At 57.9% G+C, this 22,993-nt stretch carries 17 protein-coding genes; 6 read left to right on the top strand and 11 right to left on the bottom strand.

Features of this window, described 5'->3' with window-relative positions:
- Positions 1–20: 20 nt before the first annotated feature.
- The 8 genes from AC0QHF_RS08265 to rpsT all read right to left on the bottom strand — a co-directional run bounded on the left by AC0QHF_RS08265 (position 21) and on the right by rpsT (position 14,514).
- Positions 21–1,613, bottom strand: a complete 1,593-nt coding sequence (locus tag AC0QHF_RS08265) for an efflux RND transporter periplasmic adaptor subunit (protein ID WP_324703727.1) — start codon at positions 1,611–1,613, stop codon at positions 21–23.
- A 329-nt stretch (positions 1,614–1,942) separates the two neighbouring features.
- Positions 1,943–2,626 (bottom strand): DUF2834 domain-containing protein, encoded by a 684-nt coding sequence (locus tag AC0QHF_RS08270; protein WP_324703728.1) that lies wholly within the window; start codon positions 2,624–2,626, stop codon positions 1,943–1,945.
- Entirely contained in the window at positions 2,623–2,982 is a 360-nt protein-coding gene (locus AC0QHF_RS08275; RefSeq protein ID WP_324703729.1) for a metal-sensitive transcriptional regulator, read from the bottom strand. Before AC0QHF_RS08275 ends, AC0QHF_RS08270 begins: the two co-directional genes overlap by 4 nt.
- A gap of 446 nt (positions 2,983–3,428) precedes the next feature.
- Entirely contained in the window at positions 3,429–7,574 is a 4,146-nt protein-coding gene (locus tag AC0QHF_RS08280) for a DNA-directed RNA polymerase subunit beta' (RefSeq protein ID WP_324703730.1), read from the bottom strand.
- A gap of 188 nt (positions 7,575–7,762) precedes the next feature.
- Positions 7,763–9,676, bottom strand: coding sequence for a DNA-directed RNA polymerase subunit gamma (locus AC0QHF_RS08285; RefSeq protein ID WP_324703731.1), 1,914 nt, complete (start codon positions 9,674–9,676; stop codon positions 7,763–7,765).
- 93 nt (positions 9,677–9,769) lie between these two features.
- Positions 9,770–13,069 (bottom strand): DNA-directed RNA polymerase subunit beta, encoded by a 3,300-nt coding sequence (gene rpoB, locus AC0QHF_RS08290; protein WP_324703732.1) that lies wholly within the window; start codon positions 13,067–13,069, stop codon positions 9,770–9,772.
- A gap of 155 nt (positions 13,070–13,224) precedes the next feature.
- Positions 13,225–14,058 (bottom strand): TatD family hydrolase, encoded by an 834-nt coding sequence (locus tag AC0QHF_RS08295; RefSeq protein WP_324703733.1) that lies wholly within the window; start codon positions 14,056–14,058, stop codon positions 13,225–13,227.
- Positions 14,059–14,196: 138 nt separating this feature from the next.
- The gene (gene rpsT, locus AC0QHF_RS08300; protein WP_324703734.1) at positions 14,197–14,514 is read right to left on the bottom strand and encodes a 30S ribosomal protein S20; all 318 of its coding nucleotides are present in this window, start codon (positions 14,512–14,514) and stop codon (positions 14,197–14,199) included.
- A 529-nt stretch (positions 14,515–15,043) separates the two neighbouring features.
- On the opposite strand from rpsT, the gene hisD reads away from it, so the two are divergent.
- Both hisD and AC0QHF_RS08310 read left to right on the top strand, forming a co-directional pair.
- On the top strand, positions 15,044–16,357 hold the full coding sequence (gene hisD, locus AC0QHF_RS08305) for a histidinol dehydrogenase (protein WP_324703735.1): 1,314 nt from the start codon (positions 15,044–15,046) through the stop codon (positions 16,355–16,357).
- Positions 16,358–16,409: 52 nt separating this feature from the next.
- Positions 16,410–16,841, top strand: coding sequence for a universal stress protein (locus AC0QHF_RS08310; protein ID WP_324703736.1), 432 nt, complete (start codon positions 16,410–16,412; stop codon positions 16,839–16,841).
- A gap of 46 nt (positions 16,842–16,887) precedes the next feature.
- Here the strand turns inward: AC0QHF_RS08310 and AC0QHF_RS08315 are convergent, their stop codons facing one another.
- Both AC0QHF_RS08315 and AC0QHF_RS08320 read right to left on the bottom strand, forming a co-directional pair.
- Positions 16,888–17,523, bottom strand: coding sequence for a CDP-alcohol phosphatidyltransferase family protein (locus AC0QHF_RS08315; RefSeq protein ID WP_324703737.1), 636 nt, complete (start codon positions 17,521–17,523; stop codon positions 16,888–16,890).
- Positions 17,524–17,641: 118 nt separating this feature from the next.
- Positions 17,642–18,838 (bottom strand): diacylglycerol kinase family protein, encoded by a 1,197-nt coding sequence (locus AC0QHF_RS08320; RefSeq protein ID WP_324703738.1) that lies wholly within the window; start codon positions 18,836–18,838, stop codon positions 17,642–17,644.
- A gap of 235 nt (positions 18,839–19,073) precedes the next feature.
- Between AC0QHF_RS08320 and AC0QHF_RS08325 the strand changes: the two genes are divergently transcribed.
- Complete coding sequence (locus AC0QHF_RS08325) at positions 19,074–19,655, top strand: CDP-archaeol synthase (RefSeq protein ID WP_324703739.1); 582 nt, start codon at positions 19,074–19,076, stop codon at positions 19,653–19,655.
- A gap of 4 nt (positions 19,656–19,659) precedes the next feature.
- Here AC0QHF_RS08325 and AC0QHF_RS08330 read toward each other — a convergent pair whose 3' ends face one another.
- On the bottom strand, positions 19,660–20,361 hold the full coding sequence (locus AC0QHF_RS08330; protein WP_324703740.1) for a hypothetical protein: 702 nt from the start codon (positions 20,359–20,361) through the stop codon (positions 19,660–19,662).
- On the opposite strand from AC0QHF_RS08330, the gene folD reads away from it, so the two are divergent.
- From folD to AC0QHF_RS08345, 3 genes are all read left to right on the top strand, one after another.
- On the top strand, positions 20,327–21,199 hold the full coding sequence (folD, locus tag AC0QHF_RS08335; RefSeq protein WP_324703741.1) for a bifunctional methylenetetrahydrofolate dehydrogenase/methenyltetrahydrofolate cyclohydrolase FolD: 873 nt from the start codon (positions 20,327–20,329) through the stop codon (positions 21,197–21,199). The genes AC0QHF_RS08330 and folD overlap by 35 nt on opposite strands.
- Before the next feature lie 219 nt (positions 21,200–21,418).
- On the top strand, positions 21,419–22,345 hold the full coding sequence (crtE, locus tag AC0QHF_RS08340; RefSeq protein WP_324703742.1) for a geranylgeranyl diphosphate synthase CrtE: 927 nt from the start codon (positions 21,419–21,421) through the stop codon (positions 22,343–22,345).
- A gap of 24 nt (positions 22,346–22,369) precedes the next feature.
- Positions 22,370–22,825 (top strand): divergent PAP2 family protein, encoded by a 456-nt coding sequence (locus AC0QHF_RS08345; protein ID WP_324703743.1) that lies wholly within the window; start codon positions 22,370–22,372, stop codon positions 22,823–22,825.
- The last annotated feature ends 168 nt before the right edge of the window (positions 22,826–22,993 follow it).

Genomic DNA, 22,993 nt, shown 5'->3' on the forward strand with positions numbered 1-22,993 from the left:
AGTCCGGAGGTACGATCGCCCTATTGTTGAGGGGTGGAAGCGGCTTCTCGATCGTTGGTGCGATCGACGATGGGAACGCCGTTCCGCAATTTGATCACCCCTTCGCTGACGATGCGATCGCCGGCTTTGACCCCGGAAATGACCTCGAAACTCTGACCCTGAATGCTGCCGAGTTGGACGGGAACTTGTTTGGCGACCAGCATCGTTTCTCCGGCGTCCGTCTGCTGTTCTTCGACCCGAAACACGAAACTCTGCGCCCCGATGCGGGTGATCGCCGTGGTGGGAACTGTTACCCCTGATGCCTGTTCCCAAATTACCCGGGCGCGGACAATTTGATCGGTCCGCAATTCGTTATTTTGGTTGGGATAAATCGCCTTCACCAAGATGGTTTGAGTTCCGGTCCCGGCGTTGGGGGCGATGTAAGAAATCCGACTGGTGCCGATCGCCTCCCCCGTCTCCTGGGCGATCAATTCTACCGGCGTCCCCACCCGCAATTGGGGTAAGAAACCGATGGGAATGTCGATGTTGACCTCCAAATTCTGGTTCTGGCGGATGCTGGTGAGGGTGGTCTGGCTGTCCACAAGATCCCCTACCTTGACCGGGATGTCGCCCACGATGCCGCCGATGGGGGCGTTGATGGTGTAGTAGTCCAACTGCACCTGTTCGGCCACCGCGTTCGCCCTCGCCCCCTGGATTTCCCGCTCCAACAGGGCGAGTTGGGCTTCCTGGGCTTCGATCGCCTTCTCTTGACGGGCGATATCTGCTTCCAGGGTGGCAATTTGGCGATCGAGATCCCTGCCGGCGCTTTCCACCTGGGCCCGCGAAGCCTCGATGGTGCGCCCCTGGCGGGACAGGTTCGCCCGGGCCGCTTCCACCCGCGCCCGGGCCGCGAGCACTTCTTTTTCCTGGTTGGCGACCTCGGCTTCGCTGGTTTGTCGGTCCCGTAGTTTCTCGTCGTAGAGTTCCGAGGAAATCACCCCCTCCTCCCACAGCTTTTCATAGCGCTCGTAGGCGGCCTGTCGCTGTTGCCGGATCGCCTGCCGCCGTTCCAACTCCCGCACGGCGGCCTGCAAGTTTTCTTGGGAATTTTCCAACTCGAATTCGAGTCGCTGCCGTTCGTCGATCTGGGCGTCCAATTCCCGCTCGGCTCGCTGCAAATTCGCCCCCTGGGACTGAAATTCCAATTCGGCCCGGGTGCGGGTCAAGTTGGCTCTCAGGGCTTCTAATTCGGCTTCGGCTCCCTTGAGTGCGGCCCGTCTGCCTTCCACTGTCGCCAGTCGGTTCTCGAAGTTAGCCTGCTGCTGGGAGGAGTCGATCTGCATGAGGGGGTCGCCGGCTTCCACCCGCTGGCCCAAGCGGACGTAGACCTGTTTCACCCACCCGCTCACCCGGGGCCTGATGATGGAATTTTCCACCCCCTCGACTCTGGCGTTGTATTCGCTGCTGTCTTTGACATCCCGGGCGTCGATTTTTTCGATTTCCACGGGAACGGGAGGGGGGCCAGCCGCCTGGGGTTGCCCGGAACAGGCACTCAGCAGTGCCACGGCTGCTAGTAGGGGTAAGGACGCGATCCGCGACAGCGCACCTATGGCTTTTGACGGTGTTTTGTTCATCAGTTGTTTGGTGAATCGTTGAGTCTAGAGATCATTTGGATGCCCCAATCTAGCGGATTGACGGTGAGTTCCGGCACGCCAGGGACTCTGAATCGCTCTCCACTCGAAGCGATTGGGGGAAATGTTGTCCATTGATGACTGGGGAGACAAGGGCATCGGTCATGCTGGAACGACTGGCATTCTACCCAACTTCCTCACCGATAGAAAACCACACTTGCCAAAAATGACAGTTTACAGTATAGGTAATGGCTGTGAAAAATGGGTGAATTTGACGGCAATTGTTATCAATTGTCATCAAAATGTTATGAAGTTTTAAGTTCCGTCGCCCCTCAAGGCGCGATCGCACTCGCTTCGGCGATCGCTCCGGACTCGGATAAGGGCGGACGCCGGCACAAATAGGATAGCGGCCCGAACAGCGGAATTAAAGCGAAAATCCAAAATAAGCTGGTGTTATCCATGCCCCGCCGCGCCATATCATCCCCGAGGAGGGCGGGAAACAGCACCGACAGCAGGCAAAAATCCAGGCTCATGACGTGGATGAAGCGGCTGGTCTGCCACTGTTGGACAAAATCGCCCCAGTTCCCCTGGGTGATGCCATAACTCACCAATGCGATCGCCCCGGCGGTTAAAATAATTCCCGTGAATCTCGAATCCCAGAGGCGGATGAAGCGATCGCGCTTTCCGGGAAAATCGGGGTTGGGTTGACGCAATGCCAAATAGGGCAGCAGGGCGAAGGCTCCCACGCCGAAGGATAAAGCCACAAAGGGCCAGGCCGGAATCTTCTGGCCGCGGCCGTCGGCAAATAGCACGCAACTGTAAACCAGCGGCCAGATACCCATCAAATTGAACAGGGCGACAATCAGAGGGTTGATACCCTCCCAGTTGCCGAAAGAGAGGTTTTGAATCAGGGCGAAGGTTTCCTGGGGATGGTCGGGGGGGGCGAACAGAAAAGCGTAGGTGAGAAATCCCACCCAAACCAGCCCCAAGGCGATTTTGAGAGATGCGACACTCATGGCAAAAATCGGTCTAAAGCGGCTTTGAGTTCTTCGATTTCAACATCAATATTGCCTTCTTGGGCGGCTCGGGCCACACATTCGGTCAAGTGTTCGTCCAGAATCATCCGGGAAACGCGATCGACTGCCCCCCGGACAGCGGCGAGCTGCACCAGGACATCGGGACAGGGGCGGCTTTCCTGCACCATGGTTTTGACGCCGCGGATGTGTCCTTCGATGCGGGAGAGTCGGTTCACGATGCGACGCAGGGATTCTTCGCTATGGACGTGGGGGTGTGCCGACGAGGGATGTTCCTCCGGGTGAAGGTGCTGGTGAGGGTGGGGCAGGGGTGTGGTGGAGGAATCTGATCCGATCATTATGTTTGTTTTTAAACTTGGGGTGGAGAACAATATTCAATATTTTAGCGGAGGGGGAAATTTCGGGGGAGGCGTCGTTCGGGGCGAATCAGCTCAAACTCTTATCCGGTAATGGTTTCGGCCAAGAATGGGAGCTGGGGGGAGATCAAAAAATCACTCTATCATCTGGTTTTCTCCTCAAATATTTTGAGTTAAAAAAGCTTCTGATTCTAGCTTAAAACTCTGATAGAAAATGGATGTCAAATCCAGACACCTGGCTCCCTCCATCGCAGATGTTTTGCGGTTAATTATCAGGATTTGAAATGAGTTATGGCGCGGCCTGTCCGGTGTCGGGTGTGAGCAGTAGGGGAGCAGAGATCCCCCAGGAGGCAGAGGAGGATGATTTCCCCTGCTTCCTCCGCTTCTTAAACCCTCACACCCGCTCTTTTCACAAACCAGACCGGACATCAGTCTTCGTCTTCGTCGTCCTCGAAATCATCGTCGATGATGTCCTCTCCGAGGATAGAAGCCGAAAACGGTTCTTCGTCGTCCATTCCCGGCAAATTGTCCTTCTCTTCGCGGATGGCGAACTCGCTGAAATCGTCGTCGTCCGAATCGCCGTCCTCCGAGAACTGACCCTTGCCGTAGGCCCGGGCGGTGCGATCGTCGAGGACTACATCCGTGAGTTCATCGCTGTCCTCGTCGATGTCATTCGTATCCCCGTCGAAGCTGGTGCCCTCGATTCCGCCCTCTTCGTAGGCGTTGAATCCGCTTCCGGCCGGGATCAGGCGCCCGATGATCACGTTTTCTTTCAAACCCCGCAGCCAGTCGGACTTCCCTTCGATCGCCGCCTCGGTAAGCACCCGGGTCGTCTCCTGGAAACTGGCCGCCGAGATGAAGCTATCGGTGTTCAGGGATGCCTTGGTAATCCCCAGCAGTACCGGCGTGTATCGGGCGGGGGCGCCCCCGGTAATGGACATCGCCTCGTTCACCTGTTCCACCTGACGCAGTTCCACCAATTCCCCGGGCAGCATCGTCGTATCGCCGCCGTCGTCCACCCGGACTTTAGAGGTCATCTGGCGGACGATCACCTCGATGTGCTTGTCGGAAATATCGATCCCCTGGGACTGATACACCGACTGCACCTCGTTCACCAAGAAGGTCTGGCACTGTTGGAAACTCTTGAGGGCCGATTCGTAAACCAACCCGTCCCGTTCCAGGTGGTAGTTGAAGAACACCTCCAAAATCTCGTGGGGATTGGCAGGCCCGTCGGTGAGGTGCTGTCCCACATCCACGGTCTGGCCGTCGGAGACGATCGCCGTCTGGCCGGGGCTGAGGGGGTAGTCGGTGATCGCGCCGCTCTCCTCCACGACCCGCAATTCGACGAGTTCATCGTTCACCTCCACCTGGGCGGTTCCGGGCTGGCGGGCCAAAATGCAGGCCTCCTTCGGCTTCCGGGCTTCCAGGAGTTCCTCGATCCGGGGCAGACCCTGGATGATGTCCCCGGTTTTCGCCCGTTCAAACACCAGCAGCACCAAGTTGTCACCCCGCTGCACCAGGTCGCCGTCGTTGAGGTGCAGGACTGCGCCGGAAGACACCCGGTAGGGCCGGCCGAGGCGCAGGACGATTTGAGTCGGGGAGGTGGTGGAGAGTTCGGAACTCCCGCCCGCGGCTTCCGAACTCTCCCCGGTTGCCGTCCCGGCTTTGATTTCGACGACCTGACCGGACTCTTCCAAAGTCACGCCCGGGGCAATTTCCGACCCTTCCACGACCAAATCTCCCACTTTCACGCCGGGGGTCGCGCCGGGGGGCACGGCGATCGTCACCATGTCGGCGTGGCGGACCAGCAGAATCCGGCGCAGCACTTCGGCCCCGGAGCGGATGCCGCCGACCACGCCGCCGTCCTTGCCGAGAATTTCTGTCCGCGTCACCACCGCGCCCGGTTCGATTTCCTGGCCGTCTTCCACCAGCAACCGCGTCCGGGTGCTGCCCTGGGTGGAATCGGCCACGATGTCGCGGCGGATCACCAGGGATTCCAAAATCACCAACTGCAACCGCAGGATCTCGGGGTCGTTCTCGTCGGGGATCAGCTCGATGTCGGCGGCTAACTGCGGGGCTTCGGAGCCGATGTTGATCACCAACTGCGTCCGCAGCAGTTCCACCCCTTCCACCGATCGCACCCGCTCCCCATCTTTATAGGACAGGCGCTGCACGGCTTGCAGGGAGATGGACTGGTTCAGGGACTCCTGGGAGGGGATCGGCGGGGTTTCGGGGACCTTGAATTCCACCACGGGGCGCAGCAGCAGGGCCGGACCTTCCGGTGTCTCGACGTATTCCACGTAGTTGAGTTCGGTGGCGGTGATGCCCGGGATCACCTCTTCCCCGGCGTTGACGATCTGGCCGTCGAGGGCCATGACCATCTCGGGGTCGTCCACCAGGTGCAGTTCCCCGGGTTTGATGACGATTTCCCGCAAAATGTCGTTTTTCTGGGTGACTTCGATCGCCCCTTTACTCTGGCAGAAGATGTCTTTGACCACTTCCGTCCCGGCTTCCACATACTGCCCGTCTTCGGCCAGCAGCAGGGAAATATCTTTGTTGACCTCGTGGCACTCCTCGGGAATCCACAGCAGGGTGCCGCCCTGGGTGACTTCGTAGCCCTGTTTGGCTTTGGAGCGCTTGGCGACTTCCACCCCGGCGTATTTGATGATGCCGCCGGTAGTGGTGCGGTAGCTGTCGTCCATCAGCTCGGCGATCACCTCGTGATTTTCTACCTTGCTCCCCGGCGTCACCTTCAGCAGGAATCGGTGGTTGCTGTTGGTTTCGATGACGTACTGTTCCCGGCCTTGCAGGGTTTGCAGCCGCACCAGGGCCTGGTCGAGCAGGACGGAGGCGGTGATAATTTCCAGTTCCCGGGGCAGTTCCGGGGCGTCCCCTTCCTCCTGGCCGGCCAGGGCTTCCAAGTTGCTGATGTCGGTGCTGGGGGTCGTGACCTCCTGGGTGGCGTATTCGGTATTTTGAGCGATGCGGACGATGCCCCCGTGTTCGGACACCAGTTTGGTCTGGGCCAGGACGCTGCCCGGTTCGACGCGATCGCCGTTTTTGACGGCCGGCTCGGCGCCGGGGGGCAGGTTGTACACTTCCCCAGCCAGCACCCACAGCAGCCCCCCGCGCTGGGCGATGCGGGTCATGTTGCCCTGGCGGTCCATTTTTTCTTCGGGGATGACGTCGGCGAATTTGACTTCCCCGGCCAGGTCCGTCGCCACGTCTTTGGTGGCCTTTTCCGTGGTCTTCCGGGCCGTCCGGCCTCCGGCGGGAATTTCCGCCAAAATCTGGTCGGCTTTGACGGCCTGCCCGTTCTGGACGACCACCGTCACCCCCTGGGAGATGGCGACCCGCTCGGATTTCCCGCTTTCGCTCTCCACGGCTAAATGGCCGTTGCTTTCGGCGTAGAAGGAATCGTCCCCGTGACGGGTGCGGAACGCCCGCAGGCGCAGGGATTTGGGGAAGCGAACCACGCCGTCGAAGGGGGCGCGCAGCACCGCCGCTGCCTCGGCCGTGAACACCCCCCCGGTGTGGAAGGTCCGCATCGTGAGCTGGGTGCCCGGTTCGCCGATGGACTGGGCCGCGATGATCCCGATCGCCTCCCCGAGGTCTACCATGTCGGCGTGGGCCAGACTCCACCCGTAGCAGTGGCGGCACACGGAGCGGTTGGCCTCGCAGGTGAGGGGCGATCGCACCAGGAGCTCGTTCACCCCCGCATCGCAGATGGCCGCGGCCAGGTCTTCGCAGATCACCTGGTTGCGGACGGCTTTTTTGCCGTTCCAGGACACGATCTCCCCGGTTTCGGGATGTTTGACATCTTCCCCCAACACCCGGCCCATGAGGCGGTCCTTGAGGGGGATCAGGATGCGATCGCCGTCGGTCATGTTTTTCAGCCGGATTCCCCGGGTCGTCCCGCAGTCAATTTCTCGCAGGATCACGTCCTGGGACACGTCCACTAGACGGCGGGTCAAATACCCCGAATCTGCCGTCCGCAGCGCCGTGTCCACCAACCCCTTCCGGGCGCCGTAGGAGGAGATGATATACTCGGTGACGGTCAGCCCCTCCCGGAAGTTGGTCTTGATCGGCTGGTCGATGATTTCCCCCTGCGGGTCAGCCATCAAACCCCGCATCCCCACCAACTGGCGCACCTGGGAAATGTTACCCCGCGCCCCAGAGAACGCCATCATGTACACCGAGTTCAAAGGGTTGGTGGATTTGAAGTTCCGCACCACCTCGTCCTTGAGGGCTTCGCTGGTGCCGTTCCAGGTGTCGATCACCTTTTGGAACCGCTCCACCTCGGTAATTTCCCCCTTGGAATAGCGGTTCTCCGTGCGCCGAATTTCCTCTTCCGCCGCTTCGAGCAATTCTCGCTTGGAGGGGGGAACCTGCAGGTCATCGACGCTGATCGAAACCCCGGCTTTGGTGGCGTAGCGGAAACCCAAATCTTTCAATTGGTCGGCGATCTGGGCCGTCCGCGCCGTGCCGTGGTTCATAAACGCCCAGGCGATCAATTTTTTCAATTGCCCTTTGTCAATCACCCGGTTCCGGAAGATTTTTTGAGTCTCAGTCATATCTATTTTGTGTTGAATTGCGCTGGAAAGCAGATGTCCGATCAAGTTCGCTAAAATCGTTGTTCTGACCACTATTTTTCATTCAATCATCAGAACTTCATGCGATCGCTGACGATCCGAACTTGATATTAGAAATGGCGAAGGAAAGCGGTCATTAATAATGATCAATTATTAATGACCAATTCCCGTTAGACCAGGGCATCTTGCACCGTTTTGTTGAAGATGATCCGGCCCGGAGTTGTCCGGACGTACTGGGAAATGAGATTTCCCTCTTTATCGACCCGGCGACGGCGCAGCAGGTGGCCCGTTTTTTGACCGATATAGACTTTGGTGACGCTCCCATCCGCCGCGGTTTCTTCATCTTTGAGTTGTTCGGGTTCGCCCGCGTGCACTTCGCCCTCGAACCGCACCCAAACCGAGGCGTGCAGGTCTACCTGACCTTGGGTGTAGGCGATGATGGCATCCTCCAAGTCGCTGAAGTAGTGATCGACCCCCCGGGTCGCCTTCGGGTTTTCCGCCGTCAGGTAGTAGCAGCCCAAAACCATATCCTGACTCGGCGTCACGATCGGCCGCCCCGTCGCCGGGGAGAGGATGTTGTTGGACGCCAGCATCAGCAGCCTCGCCTCGGCTTGAGACTCGATGGACAGGGGGACGTGGACGGCCATCTGGTCGCCGTCGAAGTCGGCGTTGAAGGCCGGACAGACCAGGGGGTGCAGTTGGATGGCTCGCCCCTCCACCAGTATGGGTTCAAAGGCCTGAATCCCCAGGCGGTGCAGTGTCGGGGCGCGGTTGAGCATGACGGGGTGTCCGGAAATGACCTCTTCCAACACGTCCCACACGCTGGGATCGTTGCGCTGGATCAACTTTTTGGCGGCTTTGATATTGTTGACCAAACCCTGGCGGATCAGGCGGTGAATCACGAAGGGCTGGAACAGCTCGATCGCCATCTCCCGGGGCAGTCCGCACTGGTGCATCTTCAATTTCGGACCGACGACGATCACGGAACGGCCGGAGTAGTCCACCCGCTTTCCGAGCAGGTTCTGCCGGAAGCGGCCCTGTTTCCCCTCGATGATGTCGGAGAGGGATTTCAAGGGGCGGTTGTTGGCTCCCACCACGGTCCGGCCCCGGCGTCCGTTGTCAATTAAGGCATCCACCGCCTCTTGAAGCATTCGCTTTTCGTTGCGGATAATAATTTCCGGTGCCAAAATTTCCTGCAATCGCGCCAGGCGGTTGTTGCGGTTGATCACCCGCCGGTACAAATCGTTCAGGTCGCTGGTGGCGAACCGGCCCCCGTCTAACTGCACCATCGGGCGCAAATCCGGGGGGATGACGGGGATGACGTTGAGGACCATCCATTCGGGTAGGGAGCTGGTGGCGATGAAGTTGTCGATCACCCGCAGGCGCTTGATCAGCTTGGCTCGCTTCTGTCCCTTGGAGTTGGCGATTTCTTCCCGCAGGCGCTCTGCCTCTTCTTCCAGGGGGATATCGGCCAGCAGTCGGGCGATCGCCTCGGCCCCGATGCCCACTTCCACGCCGATGAGTTCCGCCTCTTCGCTGTACATCTGCTCTTCGATTTCCAGCCACTGCTCTTCCATCAGTAGCTGTTTGTAGGACAGATTGTCGGCGTTGCCGGGATTCAACACGACGTAGGCGTTAAAATAAACCACCTGCTCCACGTCCCGCAGGGGCATGTCCAGCAAAATCGCCATGTAGCTGGGAATCCCCTTCAAATACCAGACGTGGGTGACGGGAGCCGCGAGTTTGATGTACCCCATCCGGTGCCGCCGCACCCGAGATTCGGTCACTTCCACGCCGCAGCGCTCGCAGACGATGCCCCGGTGCCGCACCCGCTTGTACTTTCCGCAGTGACATTCCCAGTCCTTCGCGGGTCCGAAAATCCGCTCGCAAAATAGCCCGTCCATTTCCGGTTTGAGCGTCCGGTAGTTGATCGTTTCCGGTTTGGTCACTTCCCCCACGACTTGGCCGTTCGGCAGGGTGCGCTCCCCCCACTGGCGAATCCGCTCGGGGGACGCCAACCCGATTTTGACGTAATCGAAACGCTGTTCTAAACGCTTGCTTGAGTTCGACTTTGAGTTCGTCATAATTCCAGTTCACAGATCAAGATTGACACCTGGGACGGTGAGAGGGGGGAAATGGGGCGAGTTTTCCCCAATTTCCCCGGTCAGAATTCGGATTTAACTTTCGCGATCGTCTTCATCGACCGAACTCAACTCGTAGGTGGGTTTGGACGGCGGGCGTCCCCGGCCGGACTCGTCGGCCATCAGATCCACCTCGGCATCCTTGCTGCTGCCGTCTTCGGCGGTTTCCACCTTGTGCACGGCAATATCCAAGCACAGGGACTGCAACTCCCGCATCAACACTTTGAAGGATTCCGGTGTCCCCGGCCGGGGGATGGCCTTCCCCTTCACGATCGCATTCAGGGCCTCGTTGCGCCCCTGCATATCGTCGGATTTCACCGTCAGCAATTCCTGCAGGGTGTAGGCGGCGCCGAAGGCCTCCAGGGCCCACACCTCCATTTCTCCGAATCGCTGTCCGCCCTGCTGCGCCTTTCCGCCCAAAGGCTGCTGCGTCACCAGGGAGTAGGGTCCGGTCGAACGGGCGTGGATCTTGTCGTCCACCAGGTGGACCAGTTTCAACATATAGGCCACCCCCACCGTCACCGGCTGGTCAAAGGGCTCGCCCGTCCGCCCGTCGTAAACGATGGTTTTGCCGGGATACTCCGGGTTGAACAGCCAGTCCTGTTTCTTCTTATCCCGGGCCTCTTGCAGCTTGCCGTGGACCGTTTCCCGGGACATTTCGCCCCCGAACATTTCATCGAAGGGGACGACCTTGAACCGCCGTTTCAGGTTTTCTCCGGCCCACCCCATCAGACATTCAAAGATCTGTCCGACGTTCATCCGGGACGGCACCCCCAGGGGATTCAGGACGATATCCACCGGGCGCCCGTCGGGGAGGTAGGGCATATCTTCGATGGGCAGGATGCGGGAGACGATCCCCTTATTTCCGTGACGTCCGGCCATTTTGTCGCCCACCTGAATTTTCCGCTTTTGGGCGACGTAAACCCGCACCACCATGTTGGCGCCGGGGGGCAGTTCGTCCCCCTGTTCCCGAGTAAATACCCGCACGTCCACGACCCGGCCTTTTTCACCGTTGGGAACTCGCAGGGAATTATCCCGCACGTCCCGGGCCTTCTCGCCGAAGATCGCCCGCAGCAGCTTTTCTTCCGGGGGCTGGTCGGATTCCCCTTTGGGGGTGACTTTCCCGACCAGGATATCCCCCGACTCCACCCAGGCGCCGATGCGGATGATGCCGTTGGCGTCGAGTTGCCGCAGGGAATCTTCCCCGACGTTGGGAATTTCCCGGGTGATTTCTTCGGGGCCGAGTTTGGTCTGCCGCGCCTCGATCTCGAATTTTTCGATGTGGATGGAGGTGTAGACGTCCTGGTAAACCAGGCGCTCGCTGATCAGGATCGCGTCTTCGTAGTTGTATCCCTCCCAGGGCATATAGGCGACGACGATATTATGGCCGAGGGCCAGTTCCGCCCCTTCCGTGGAGGAGCCGTCCGCCAACACCTGGCCGGTCACCACCTGGTCTCCCTCATAAACGAGGGGCCGCTGGTTCAGACAGGTGTCTTGGTTGGAGCGGCTGTACTTCTGAAGTTCGTACTCCCATTCCCGGCCGTCGAGGTCCATGACCCGAATTTTGGCGCCGTCCACATAGCTGACTTCGCCGTCGGTGCGGGACACGATCACCATCCCGGAGTCCCGGGCGGCTTGGGCTTCGAGTCCGGTTCCCACCAAGGGGCGCTCGGGGCGCAGCAGGGGGACGGCCTGCCGCTGCATGTTTGACCCCATCAGGGCGCGGTTGGCGTCGTCGTGTTCCAGGAAGGGGATGAGGGAGGTGGCGACGGAGACGATCTGGACGGGGGAAACGGCCACGTAGTCCACCTGGTCGGGGGCCGTTTTGGTGAAGTCCTGGCGGTAGCGCACGGGTACGAGGTCGCCGAGGATTTGGCCGTTTTCGTCGTAGCTGATATCTCCCGGGGCGACGCGCAGGTCGTCTTCTTCGTCGGCGGTCATGTAGACCGGGGGGAGATCCCGCCGCACCCGGCCGTTTTCGACGGGGCAGTAGGGGGTTTCGATGAAGCCGTAGGGGTTGACCCGGGCGTGGGTGGCCAGGGAGCCGATCAGTCCGGCGTTGGGACCTTCCGGGGTTTCGATGGGGCAGATGCGCCCGTAGTGGGAGGGGTGGATGTCGCGGACGGCGAACCCGGCTCGCTCCCGGGTTAGACCGCCGGGGCCGAGGGCGGACAGGCGCCGTTTGTGGGTCAGTTCGGCCAGGGGGTTGGTCTGGTCCATGAACTGGGAGAGTTGGCTGGAGCCGAAGAACTCTTTGATGGCGGCGACGAGGGGTTTGGGGTTGACCAGGGAGGCGGGAGTGAGGGTGTCGGCGTCGCCGACGGTCATCCGTTCCCGGATGATGCGTTCGAGGCGGTTGAGGCCGACTCGGACTTGGTTTTGCAGCAGTTCGCCGACGGAGCGCACCCGGCGGTTTCCGAGGTGGTCGATGTCGTCGGTTTCGCCGATGTCGTACTCTAAGTTGATCAGGTAGTCGATCGCCGAGAGAATGTCGGTGGGTGTCAGGACGCGGGTGCTGTCGGGAATACTCAGGCGCAGTTTGCGGTTGATTTTGTAGCGCCCCACCCGGCCGAGGTCGTAGCGCTTGCCGTCGAAGAAGCGGTTGTTGAGCAGTTGTTCCCCGCCGGCGACGGTGGGGGGTTCCCCGGGCCGCAGTTTGCGGTAGAGCTCCATCAGGGCGTCTTCTTCGGTGAATTCTCCTTCTTTTTCGATGGTTTTTTGGAAGTAGTCGGGGTGCCGCAGGGCGTCGAAGATCTCGTTGTTGGTGAGTCCGAGGGCTTTGAGGAGAACCTGGGCGGAGAGTTTGCGGGTTTTGTCAATCCGCACCCAGACCAGGTCGTTTTTGTCGGTTTCAAATTTCAACCAGGCGCCCCGGTTGGGGATCAAAGAGGCGCTGTAGGTGCGCCGCTGGTTTTTGTCGATCTCGGATTTGTAGTAGACGCCGGGAGAGCGGACGATTTGGTTGACGATCACCCGTTCGGCCCCGTTGATGATGAAGGTGCCGCGTTCGGTCATCAGGGGCAGGTCGCCGATGAAGACTTCCTGCTCTTTGATTTCCCCGGTTTCTTTGTTGATGAGTCGGGTGGGGACGTACATCTGGACGGCGTAGGTGCTGTCCCGCCGTTTGGCTTCATCGACGTCGTATTTCGGCTCTTTGAGTTTGTAGTTTTGGGCCAAAAAGTGCAGTTCGAGTTTGCCGGTGTAGTCGCTGATGGGCGAGAAGCTTTCCAGTTCTTCGATCAGGCCGGTTTCGAGAAACCAGCGGAAGCTCGACCGCTGGATCTCGATTAGGTCGGGGAGCAGGAATGCGGATTCGTATTGGGTTTGAGTTGTCATGGGTATCGTCCAAAATCCGGGCTACTGTGGTCTGGCCGATCCGTTGAATTGGGGGTCGGACGGAGGGGGATCTGAGTGGCAATGCGGTGGTCGGACAGGTGCGATCGGGTTCTCCGCCTGACCCCCACCCTCGGGGGGTCGGATCGGGCATCCAGTTAAAAACTTGTTTTGACTTTTGATTTTTCGACTTTTGACGTTTGACTTTCTTCGGGGAGGGACAGGCCGAAGAGTTGGCAGGCGTTTCGGGTGGTCTGTTGACTCAGGGACTCCGGGGAGGTGTCCCGCAATTCGGCGACCCGTTCGGCGACGTATTTGACATGGGCGGGTTCGTTGCGTTTTCCCCGCTTCGGGACGGGGGCGAGGAAGGGACAGTCGGTTTCGACCAGCAGGCGATCGCTCGGAACTATCCGGGCGGATTCTTGAATTGGCGTCGCTTTTTTAAAGGTGACGGTGCCGCTGAAGCTGATGTAAAATCCCAGATCTAAGAACCATTGGGTTTCTTCGGGCGTCCCCCCCCAGCAGTGCATGACTCCCCGCACCGCTCCCGAGCGATCGCAAAAGTCCCGCAACAGTTCCGCCATCGGGGCGGCTGCGTCCCGGCAGTGGATGATTACGGGTTTGTCGAGTTGTCGGGCGATTTCGAGTTGGGCGGTGAAGACCTGTTTCTGACGGGCTTCATCGTCAGCTTTGTAGAAGTCCAGCCCCATTTCCCCGATCGCCACCACCCTCCCATCAGACCGGGCTAACTCCAAAATTTCCCCGGCGCTGCCGTCGGTCCACTTTTCCGTATCCAGGGGGTGCAAACCGACGGCGAAGGAGAGTTCTTCGACGCGATCGGCGATCGCCCGGATCTCCTGAAATTCCCCCGGATGGACGCAGGAGTGAACCAGGCGCACGACTCCGGCCTCCCGCCACCGCGATCGGATCGCTTCCAGGTCGGTCGCGAGGACGTCAAAGTTAAGATGAACGTGAGTATCAATTAGCTGCATCGGGTGCGATTCGTCATCCGGTATGGGTCTTGAGTTGAGCGGTCACATCCCTCAAACAAACACGGAGATCAAGGGCCGGATCTGAGTTCGAGTCTCGCTCCTCCCCTTGCTGACATCCACACGCAACATCGTTCGATGTTAAGATGCGGCTGCGCCCGTTTGATTCAGGTTTTCTTGGTGTCGCTTCAAAAACCGAGCCAATCTGGCTTTTTTCCGGGCTCCGTTGTTTTTGTGAAGGACTCCCTTTTTGACCGCCTTATCAATTTTACTGTAGGTGGCCGACATCCGCTGATGCACTTCCTGAAGCGCTTCGTCGCTCGGTGAAGCCGCATATTGCTCCACCGTGGCAAAATATTTTTTCATCAGGGTGCGGACGGCTGACTTGTAAGATTTATTGCGGAGCCGATTGCGTTCGGCAATTTGAACTCGTTTGATGGCAGATTTGATGTTGGCCATAGCTTCCGGTTGAGGTCGTCGCGGGTTTTTGAATATCAAGATTTACAGAAATACTAGCATAACACCTTTCGAGATCAATTTGGAAGTCCCCGGGATGTGGGGGCGGAGGGGGCATGGGGGCGACCGGGGGCGACCGGGGGCGACCGGGGGCAAGCTGATATCAGATCCGTACAAACTCCCCAAGCATTTTCAGATGATTTTTGCGAGTCGGGGCGCGACGGCTTGCCCCCTAGGGAATTGATTCCCGCCTGCTCCCTCCGCTCCCTCCGCTCCCGGTCGCTCCCTGCGCTCTCCATCCAAAAATTGGCAGCGAAGATCGGCAAATCGACGATGGGAGCTAAGAATTCGCGTTAAACTATATATCAACAAATACGGGTGATCCTAGAAATCTGTGGCAGACTGTCGGCAGGTTTGAGGGACACTCTAGAATAGAGCCGGAGTCCAAATCCGATCGGTTTTTCACTCCATGTCTCCAATTCTCGCCCGTATTTTGGCTGGTAACTCCTAAAGGTTGGCACTCCGAATCACCATGCTGCGAATCATTACTCAGTGGGTTGAAGCACAATCAGAACTGCGACGGATCGCCAGTCGCACCCATGATGACACGGTTATCCACAAAGAAGCAACGGTGCGGGAAGTGCTGCAAACCGTCAAGCGACAGGGAGACAAAGCACTCCTGCATTACACCCAAGAATTTGACCACAAGACCCTGACGCCCGAAGAGTTGCGGGTCAGCGGTTCCGAGTTGGATGCGGCTTACCAGCAAGTTTCCAAAGAACTCCTGGATGCTATCCGGCTGGCCTGCAAGCAGATCGAAGCGTTTCACCGCCAGCGGGTTCCCAAGTCCTGGGTTCAGTTCGAGGGCGATGACGTGGTGCTGGGAAAACGCTACACCCCCGTCGATCGCGCCGGTTTGTACGTCCCGGGTGGGAGGGCATCCTACCCGAGCACGGTGATGATGAATGCCATTCCGGCTCGGGTGGCCCAGGTCCCCCGCATCGTGATGGTCACTCCCCCGAGTATCGACAACAAAATCAACCCGGCGGTGTTGGTGGCAGCCCAGGAGGCGGGGATTCAAGAAATTTATCGGGTGGGGGGCGCCCAGGCGATCGCGGCTCTGGCCTACGGGACGGAAACGGTCCCCAAGGTGGACGTGATCACTGGACCGGGTAATATATACGTCACCCTGGCGAAAAAATTGGTCTACGGCACGGTGGGCATCGACTCCCTGGCCGGACCGTCGGAAGTGCTGATCGTCGCCGACAGCACCGCCAACCCGGTCCACGTCGCCACCGACTTGTTGGCCCAGGCTGAACACGATCCCCTGGCCGCGGCGATTTTGCTGACGACGGATTCGGCCCTGGCCCGCCAGGTGGTGGCCGAGGTGGAGCGGCAACTGGAACATCACCCCCGCCGCACCCTCACCGAAAAAGCGATCGCCCACTACGGATTGGTGGTGGTGGTGGACTCCCTCGACGCGGCGGCGCAACTGTCCAACGAATTCGCCCCGGAACACCTGGAGCTCGAAGTTGACGACCCCTGGGCCCTGCTCGATCGCGTCCGCCACGCCGGGGCCATTTTCCTGGGCTGTTCCACCCCGGAGGCCGTCGGTGACTATCTGGCCGGCCCCAACCACACCCTGCCGACGTCCGGCGCAGCCCGCTACGCTTCGGCCTTGGGGGTGGAGGTGTTCATGAAGCATTCGAGCTTGATTCAATATTCGCCTCAAGCGCTGCAAAAAGTCGCGAATGCTGTTAATATCTTGGCTACGGCTGAAGGGCTTCCGTCCCATGCCGATTCGGTTCGCCTGCGGACTGAAAAGAAAGGAGAGGGGGATTTTTAAGGTGAAGGTTCGCCGATCGCAAACGATCCCTGAGCTGTGAGGAGAAGTTTCTGTGTTAAGGACAATTTTGGTTGCTGTTGATGGTTCCCCTTCAATAGAGCTGATGATCGAGGCGTTAAAGCAACTGCAATTGCAACCCACAACCCACGTCATCTTCTCCCACGTCATTCCCACGACAATGCCGGAGATCGATCCGATCGCCGATCGCCCCCATCCCAATACATCGGAAGAGTTGGCTTATTGGGATATCGAGAAGCATCTGAAAAGCTATCAACAGGAGTTGGACGGTCCGAGTGATGTGGAGATCGTCCGGGGAGATCCCGCCGAGGAAATTATCCGCCTCGCCAATATCTATCAAACGGATCTGATTCTCATCGGCAGTCGCGGACTGACGGGAGTCAACCGCATCGTCCAGGGTTCGGTGAGTTCCCAAGTCGTCGCCGACGCCAATTGTTCGGTGTGGGTGGTGAAAGAGAAAGATTGAATTTTGGGTGTAGGGGGTAGGGTGTAGGGTGTAGGGGAAAGATCGCTTATTGAGCTTGACTTTCTCCCCAACCGAGGGCGTGGATGAAGCGGTGCAGGGCGGCAATATTGGCGATCGCGCCCAACAGGATTAATAAGGGAAAAATCTGCCCCGTCAGCAATCCCAAAATAATCAGGATCGTCCGCACGGCGCGGCTGCCGATGCTGGCGATGCTGCTGCGTCCCAAAGATTCGCTTTTCGCCCGGATGTAGGGAACCATCGCTGCCCCCAACAGGGCGATCAATCCGGGGATTAAATTGCGATCGGGAGATGTCAATATTAAAGCCGAAATCATAAAAAAGTCTACATAGCGATCTAAAACGCTGTCGAGGAGATTTCCGGTGTCCGATGCCACACCCCTTGCCCGCGCCAAATCCCCGTCCAGACAGTCGAGTAACCCGCTGAAGATAATCGCGCCCACCGCCCAGAAATATTGATGTTGAATAATTAAAAATGCGGCCAAAAATCCGCCGATCGCCAGGGAAAACAGGGTGATTCCGTTGGGGGTGATCCAAGAAACCTCGACCAGGCGTTTCGCGAGTTTTGACGTGAACAATTGCAGGATTTTATCGATGGGAGACTGGGGGACTGCGATCGCATTCAGATCAGACTGCAAAGATTGATTGCCCGAAATATCCGACATGATGATTATAGAACTTCTCCGACCAAAAATAAATTACCATAATTTGCGCTAAAAGTCAAGGATTATCGGACTCTCTTGAATCTGTGAAATCTGCGTAATCTGCGGATGATCGCACTAATTAAGGATAAAAAACCCGCGCCAAACCGGGGAGAATTTCCACCTCGACGGGGGCGGACGGAACGGGTTCGCCGTCGATCGCCAATCGTTCTCCATCCCGGGGTTCCAACCGAAAGCCACGCACTCGATAAGATTCGATTCCGGGGATGTTGAGATGCCGTCCCGTTTCGCAGGCTGAGAAGGCTTTCAATAACTGCAATTTCGACATTCCTTTCCGCACCAACAATACCGTCATTTTGCCGTCGGATATTTGGGAGTCGGGGGCGGTGTTGAGGTTGTAAGCTGCCCAGGGGAGGTTCATCGCCCACAGCAGCAGCCAATCGCCGGCGATCGCGTCCGGTATAGCCTCATCTGGATCGATGGGAATCAGGGATATTTTTCCCCGGTAGCTGCGGAGGGTTAAAATTTTAAACAAGGCGTAAGTATCGGTTTTGAGGGAACCCAAAAACCGCAGTTTGTCGGATTCGATATCCACGTCGGCGATCAATCCCCAAGAAACGGAGAGAACCCCGAAATATTGGCGATCGCCCTGTTTGATGTGGATCAGATCGACGGGTTGTATTTTGCCTTTGGCGATCGCGATCGTGGCGTTGATCGAATCGTAGGGTTCCCCCGCCTCTTGCAACAGAGTTTTGCACAGTCCGTTGCTGGTTCCCGCCGGAATCACGCCGATGGGGGTTTGAATTGCCGTCTTCCAATCGGGACGGTTCATCAAGCCGTTGATGACTTCGTAAACGGTTCCGTCTCCCCCCACGACAACCAACCCGTCAACTTGGGATAAATCCATCCATTTAACTTGGTTTTGGATGTCGCCGGGGTGGGTGGTTTCCGCGACGGAAAATTTGACGTAACTGTTTTCTAAAACTTGTCTGGCTTCCCGGAACAACCGTTCGCCTTTTTTGGTGCCACTGGTGGGATTGATAAAAATTTGCAGCCGTCGCGGGGGGGTGAAATCATGGGAATCGGAAAGGCTGAGAATGTGGTTATTGATTGTGGTTATCCAGCGCGATCGCGTTTCGAGATCCGGACAGGTGAATCGGTATTGTCGGAGGATTCGCCGGGGTTGGTTCGGAGATTTTGGATAAGTGTTGACGATGAATCCGATGCCGTTTTGGAACCGATCGCGATCGCAGACAAATGCGCCGACAATATCATCAATTTTGATATTTTTTTTCTCGTTTTTTTCCGTCCAAATCAAGTCTTTTTCGGTCAGCGAAAGGCGATCGGTCGAAATGACAGCGGATTCAACTGGAGGGGAATTAATGGGATCAATACCCGGAAAAATAAGGGGTAAAATTTTTAGCATTCACGAAGTCACGTTGAGAATTACAAATTTGGGGTTAACTTGAGATTAAAAAAATTTAACACGAGTTTAAAAAACTGTCAAGAAAAAGGGGGTATGATTTCGTCCGAAAAGTGCGATAGGATGAGGGATGGCAATATCAATGGAGGCTGCCATGCGGGAAGTCGGCTGGTTGTCAACTCTGACGCTAGATACCCTGAATTTAATCTGGATCGCTTCTGCACTCTTTTTGGCGGGGGTTTTAGAAGCGTTTTTGTGGAAAATGCCGCCTTTTCAGTGGCTCAACTTTCCCATCCAACGGGACTGGTTCGGTGCCAACAAACGCTGGCGGGGGCTCGTCAGCCTGCCGCTCACATTTTTGGTCGGCGTCATCTTATTTCAACAAATTGAAGGGGTGGGGAATTTAAACGCCAATTTTCCCGTTCATTTTCGGGATTTAAATGCGATTCAGTTCGGGTTATTGACCGGGTTCGTCTTCAACCTTTCCGAGTTGCCCAATTCCTACATCAAGCGTCGGTTGCAGATTCCGCCGGGGGACGAGAGCAACCCAATTTTTTATGTGGTCGATCACGTTGATTCGACCTATGGGGTGTTGATTTTGTGGTATTTTTATTTTCAGTTTCCCGCCCATTTTATCGGGGTTGGTTTGGCGGTCACGCCGCTGTTATTTATGGGGGCGACGGCATTGCGGAAGCGGTTGGGATTGAAATAATTTTTTAGGAATTTTCGGGGAGTTCGGACTCGGGTTGTTCCTCGGTGATGCGTTCCAATTCTTCGATATAAAAATCGCCGATATCCAACTGTTCCGCCCCCGAGACTTCGATCGCCTCGTAATTCACCCGGCCCCGGAGTAACATTTTCTCGCCGACGGGGGGGAGGGGTTCGGTGGTGAACACCCAAACCGTCCCGGTGCGATCGGCCAATTTGTAGGCCCCGGCCCCCAAAAATGGGGCGCGATTTTCCACGGTCCCCCGCAGGTAAACCTTGGCGCCGACTTTGCGATTTTGCGCGATCGCCTCAATTTTGGTGGTGTTGAGGTTCAATTTGGCCGTGGAGTCGGCGATCTGGCGGCAGCCCACCATCCCGCCGGCCAGCAGCAGGACCGATGCGACGTGAACGAATTTTGCTGGGGATGGCCAGGTGAAAATACACATGGAGTTGTAAAGGCGGGGTAAAATTTTCTCCGACAGGCGAGGGAAGGAGCGGGAGTCGGGAGTCGGGAGTCGGGAGTCGGCGGACAGGGCGAGAAATTCGGTTTCCGATCGGACGACACCCGATGAATGATTGTCAATTGTCGATCCTTCCCAGATAGTATTGATCGTTTCTGTGGCCTCCGGTGTTCCCGACCCGGGGGCGATCGCACATTTCCACTGATTTTCAATTATGGCGAATCTACTAGACGGTAAGGCAATAGCCAAAAAAATTCAATCCGAGTTGAAAGAGCGGGTTCAGTCCCTGGAGCCCAAAGCGGGACGGCCCCCCGGTTTGGCGGTGTTGATGGTGGGGGACAACCCGGCGAGTGCGGTTTACGTCCGCAACAAACAGCGGGCCTGCGAACGGGTGGGGATCGCCTCCTTCGGAGAGCACTTTCCCGCCGAAACCGGCCCGGAGGAACTCGCCGGGGCGATTCGGGCTTTGAATGAAGACGATCGCGTGGACGGGATTTTGCTGCAACTGCCCCTCCCCGACCATCTGGACGCGGTGAAATTGCTCTACGAGATCGACCCCGATAAAGATGTGGACGGCCTGCATCCGGCGAATATGGGGCGGCTGGTGCGCGGAGAATCGGGCCTCCGCAGTTGCACGCCGGCGGGAGTGATGCGGCTGTTGCGGGAATACGAAATTGAGGTCGAGGGTAAAGATGCGGTGGTCGTCGGCGCGAGTATTTTGGTGGGCAAACCGATGGCGTTGATGCTGTTGGAGGCTGAAAGTACCGTGTCCGTCGCCCACATCAAAACCCGAGATCTGGCAAAACTCACCCGCGAAGCTGAAATTTTGGTGGTCGCGGCCGGTTATCCCAAGTTGATCCGGGGCGACATGGTCAAACCGGGCGCGGTGGTCGTGGATGTCGGAATCAACCGCATTATGGACTACGAAGGGCGATCGCAGATTGTCGGCGATGTCGATTTTAAGGCCGTAGAACCCCAGGTCGATTATATCAGCCCCGTCCCGGGCGGCGTCGGGCCGATGACGGTGGCGATGCTGCTGAAAAATACCGTCGAGAGTTATCAAAAACGGGTTTTCGGGGAGGGGTGAAATTCAATCCGGTTTTTTTTTGGCGATCGTCGGATGCCACAAGACCCGTACAATGAAATTTGGAGTTGAAAATTTCCACCCTCAGCCCGCGCGGTTTGGGACGGGTGCGCGAGGGGGTTTGAATGGGGGAGAACCCTTGTTTGAGTCCACCTCACCCCCGAACAGCCGGCGCCGCTCGGTCGGGCAATGCAGTGAGTGAAGGGGTGTACGGGAAACAACATGACAGATACCAACGAACAAACCACGGTCGTCCGAGAAACGGCTTTTGACCTGTCCGCCTATCTGACCCGGCAAAAGGCGCGGGTCGAGGCGGCTTTGGACGCTTCCATCACAGTCACCTATCCGGAAAAAATTTACGAGTCGATGCGCTATTCCCTGATGGCTGGGGGAAAGCGGCTGCGCCCGATTTTGTGTTTGGCGACGTGCGAACTGCTGGGGGGGACCGAACCGATGGCGATGCCGACGGCCTGCGCCCTGGAGATGATCCACACCATGTCCCTGATCCACGACGACCTGCCGGCGATGGATAATGACGACTACCGGCGGGGGAAATTGACCAATCATAAGGTTTACGGCGAGGAGATCGCGATCTTGGCCGGGGACGGGTTGCTGGCTTATGCCTTCGAGTTCGTGGCGCGGGAAACCCGGGATGTGCCGCCGCAAAGAGTTCTGGAAGCGATCGCCCGTTTGGGTCGGGCCGTGGGCGCGGCCGGACTGGTGGGGGGCCAGGTGGTGGATTTGGAGTCGGAGGGGTCGCCGGATGTGTCGGAACGGACGCTGACGTACATCCACACCCACAAAACCGGGGCGCTGTTGGAGGCTTGTGTCGTCTGCGGGGCGATTTTAGCCGGGGCTTCGCCGGAGCAGGTGGAGCGGTTGTCTCGGTACGCCCAAAATATCGGCTTGGCGTTTCAGATTGTCGATGATATTCTCGACATTACCGCCACCCAGGAGGAGTTGGGCAAGACGGCAGGGAAAGACCTGCAGGCTAACAAGGCGACCTATCCCAGTTTGTGGGGGTTGGAGGAATCGCGACGGCAGGCTCAACGATTGGTGGAGCAGGCGAAGGCGGAACTGGCCCCGTTTGGGGAAGGTGCCGCGCCCCTGTCGGCGATCGCGGATTTTATCACCCGCCGCACGAACTAGCAGTCACGAGAGGTGTTCGACCCCATGCAAGATTTCGGCCATATCTTGGACAACCGGGTGCTGTTGGTGGCCCTGTTTGCCTGTCTTTTCGCCCAAGCTTCTAAATTGGCGATCGAATTGATCCAGCACGGAAAGGTGAATTTTCGGGTGCTGGTGACGACGGGGGGGATGCCGAGCTCCCATTCGGCGTTTGTGGGGGCGCTGGCGGCCAGCGTCGGCCAGGTGATGGGGTGGGGCTCTCCGGAATTTGCGATCGCCCTGGTGTTCGCGATTATTGTCATGTACGATGCGGCCGGGGTGCGGCAGGCGGCGGGGCAGCAGGCCCGGATTCTCAATCAGATTCTCGACGAGTTGTTTCAGGAGCATCCCCAGTTTAATGAAGATCGTTTGAAGGAGTTGCTGGGGCACACGCCGTTTCAGGTGATTGTGGGGTTGAGTTTGGGTATCGCGATTTCTTGGTTGGCGGAATTTGCTTATTGATGATCTATTTCTTCCGCAGATTTCGCAGATTTCGCAGATGATAGCGTCCCGATGCCCTGTTTCTTTAATTCTATAGCAGTTTTCTATCTGGTGCGATACGGTTCGATCCGCCATTATCCCCCCTGATCTCCCCCCTTACAAAGGGGGGGTAGGGGGGGATGGGGACTT

The sequence above is a fragment of the Lyngbya sp. CCY1209 genome (assembly GCF_055795065.1).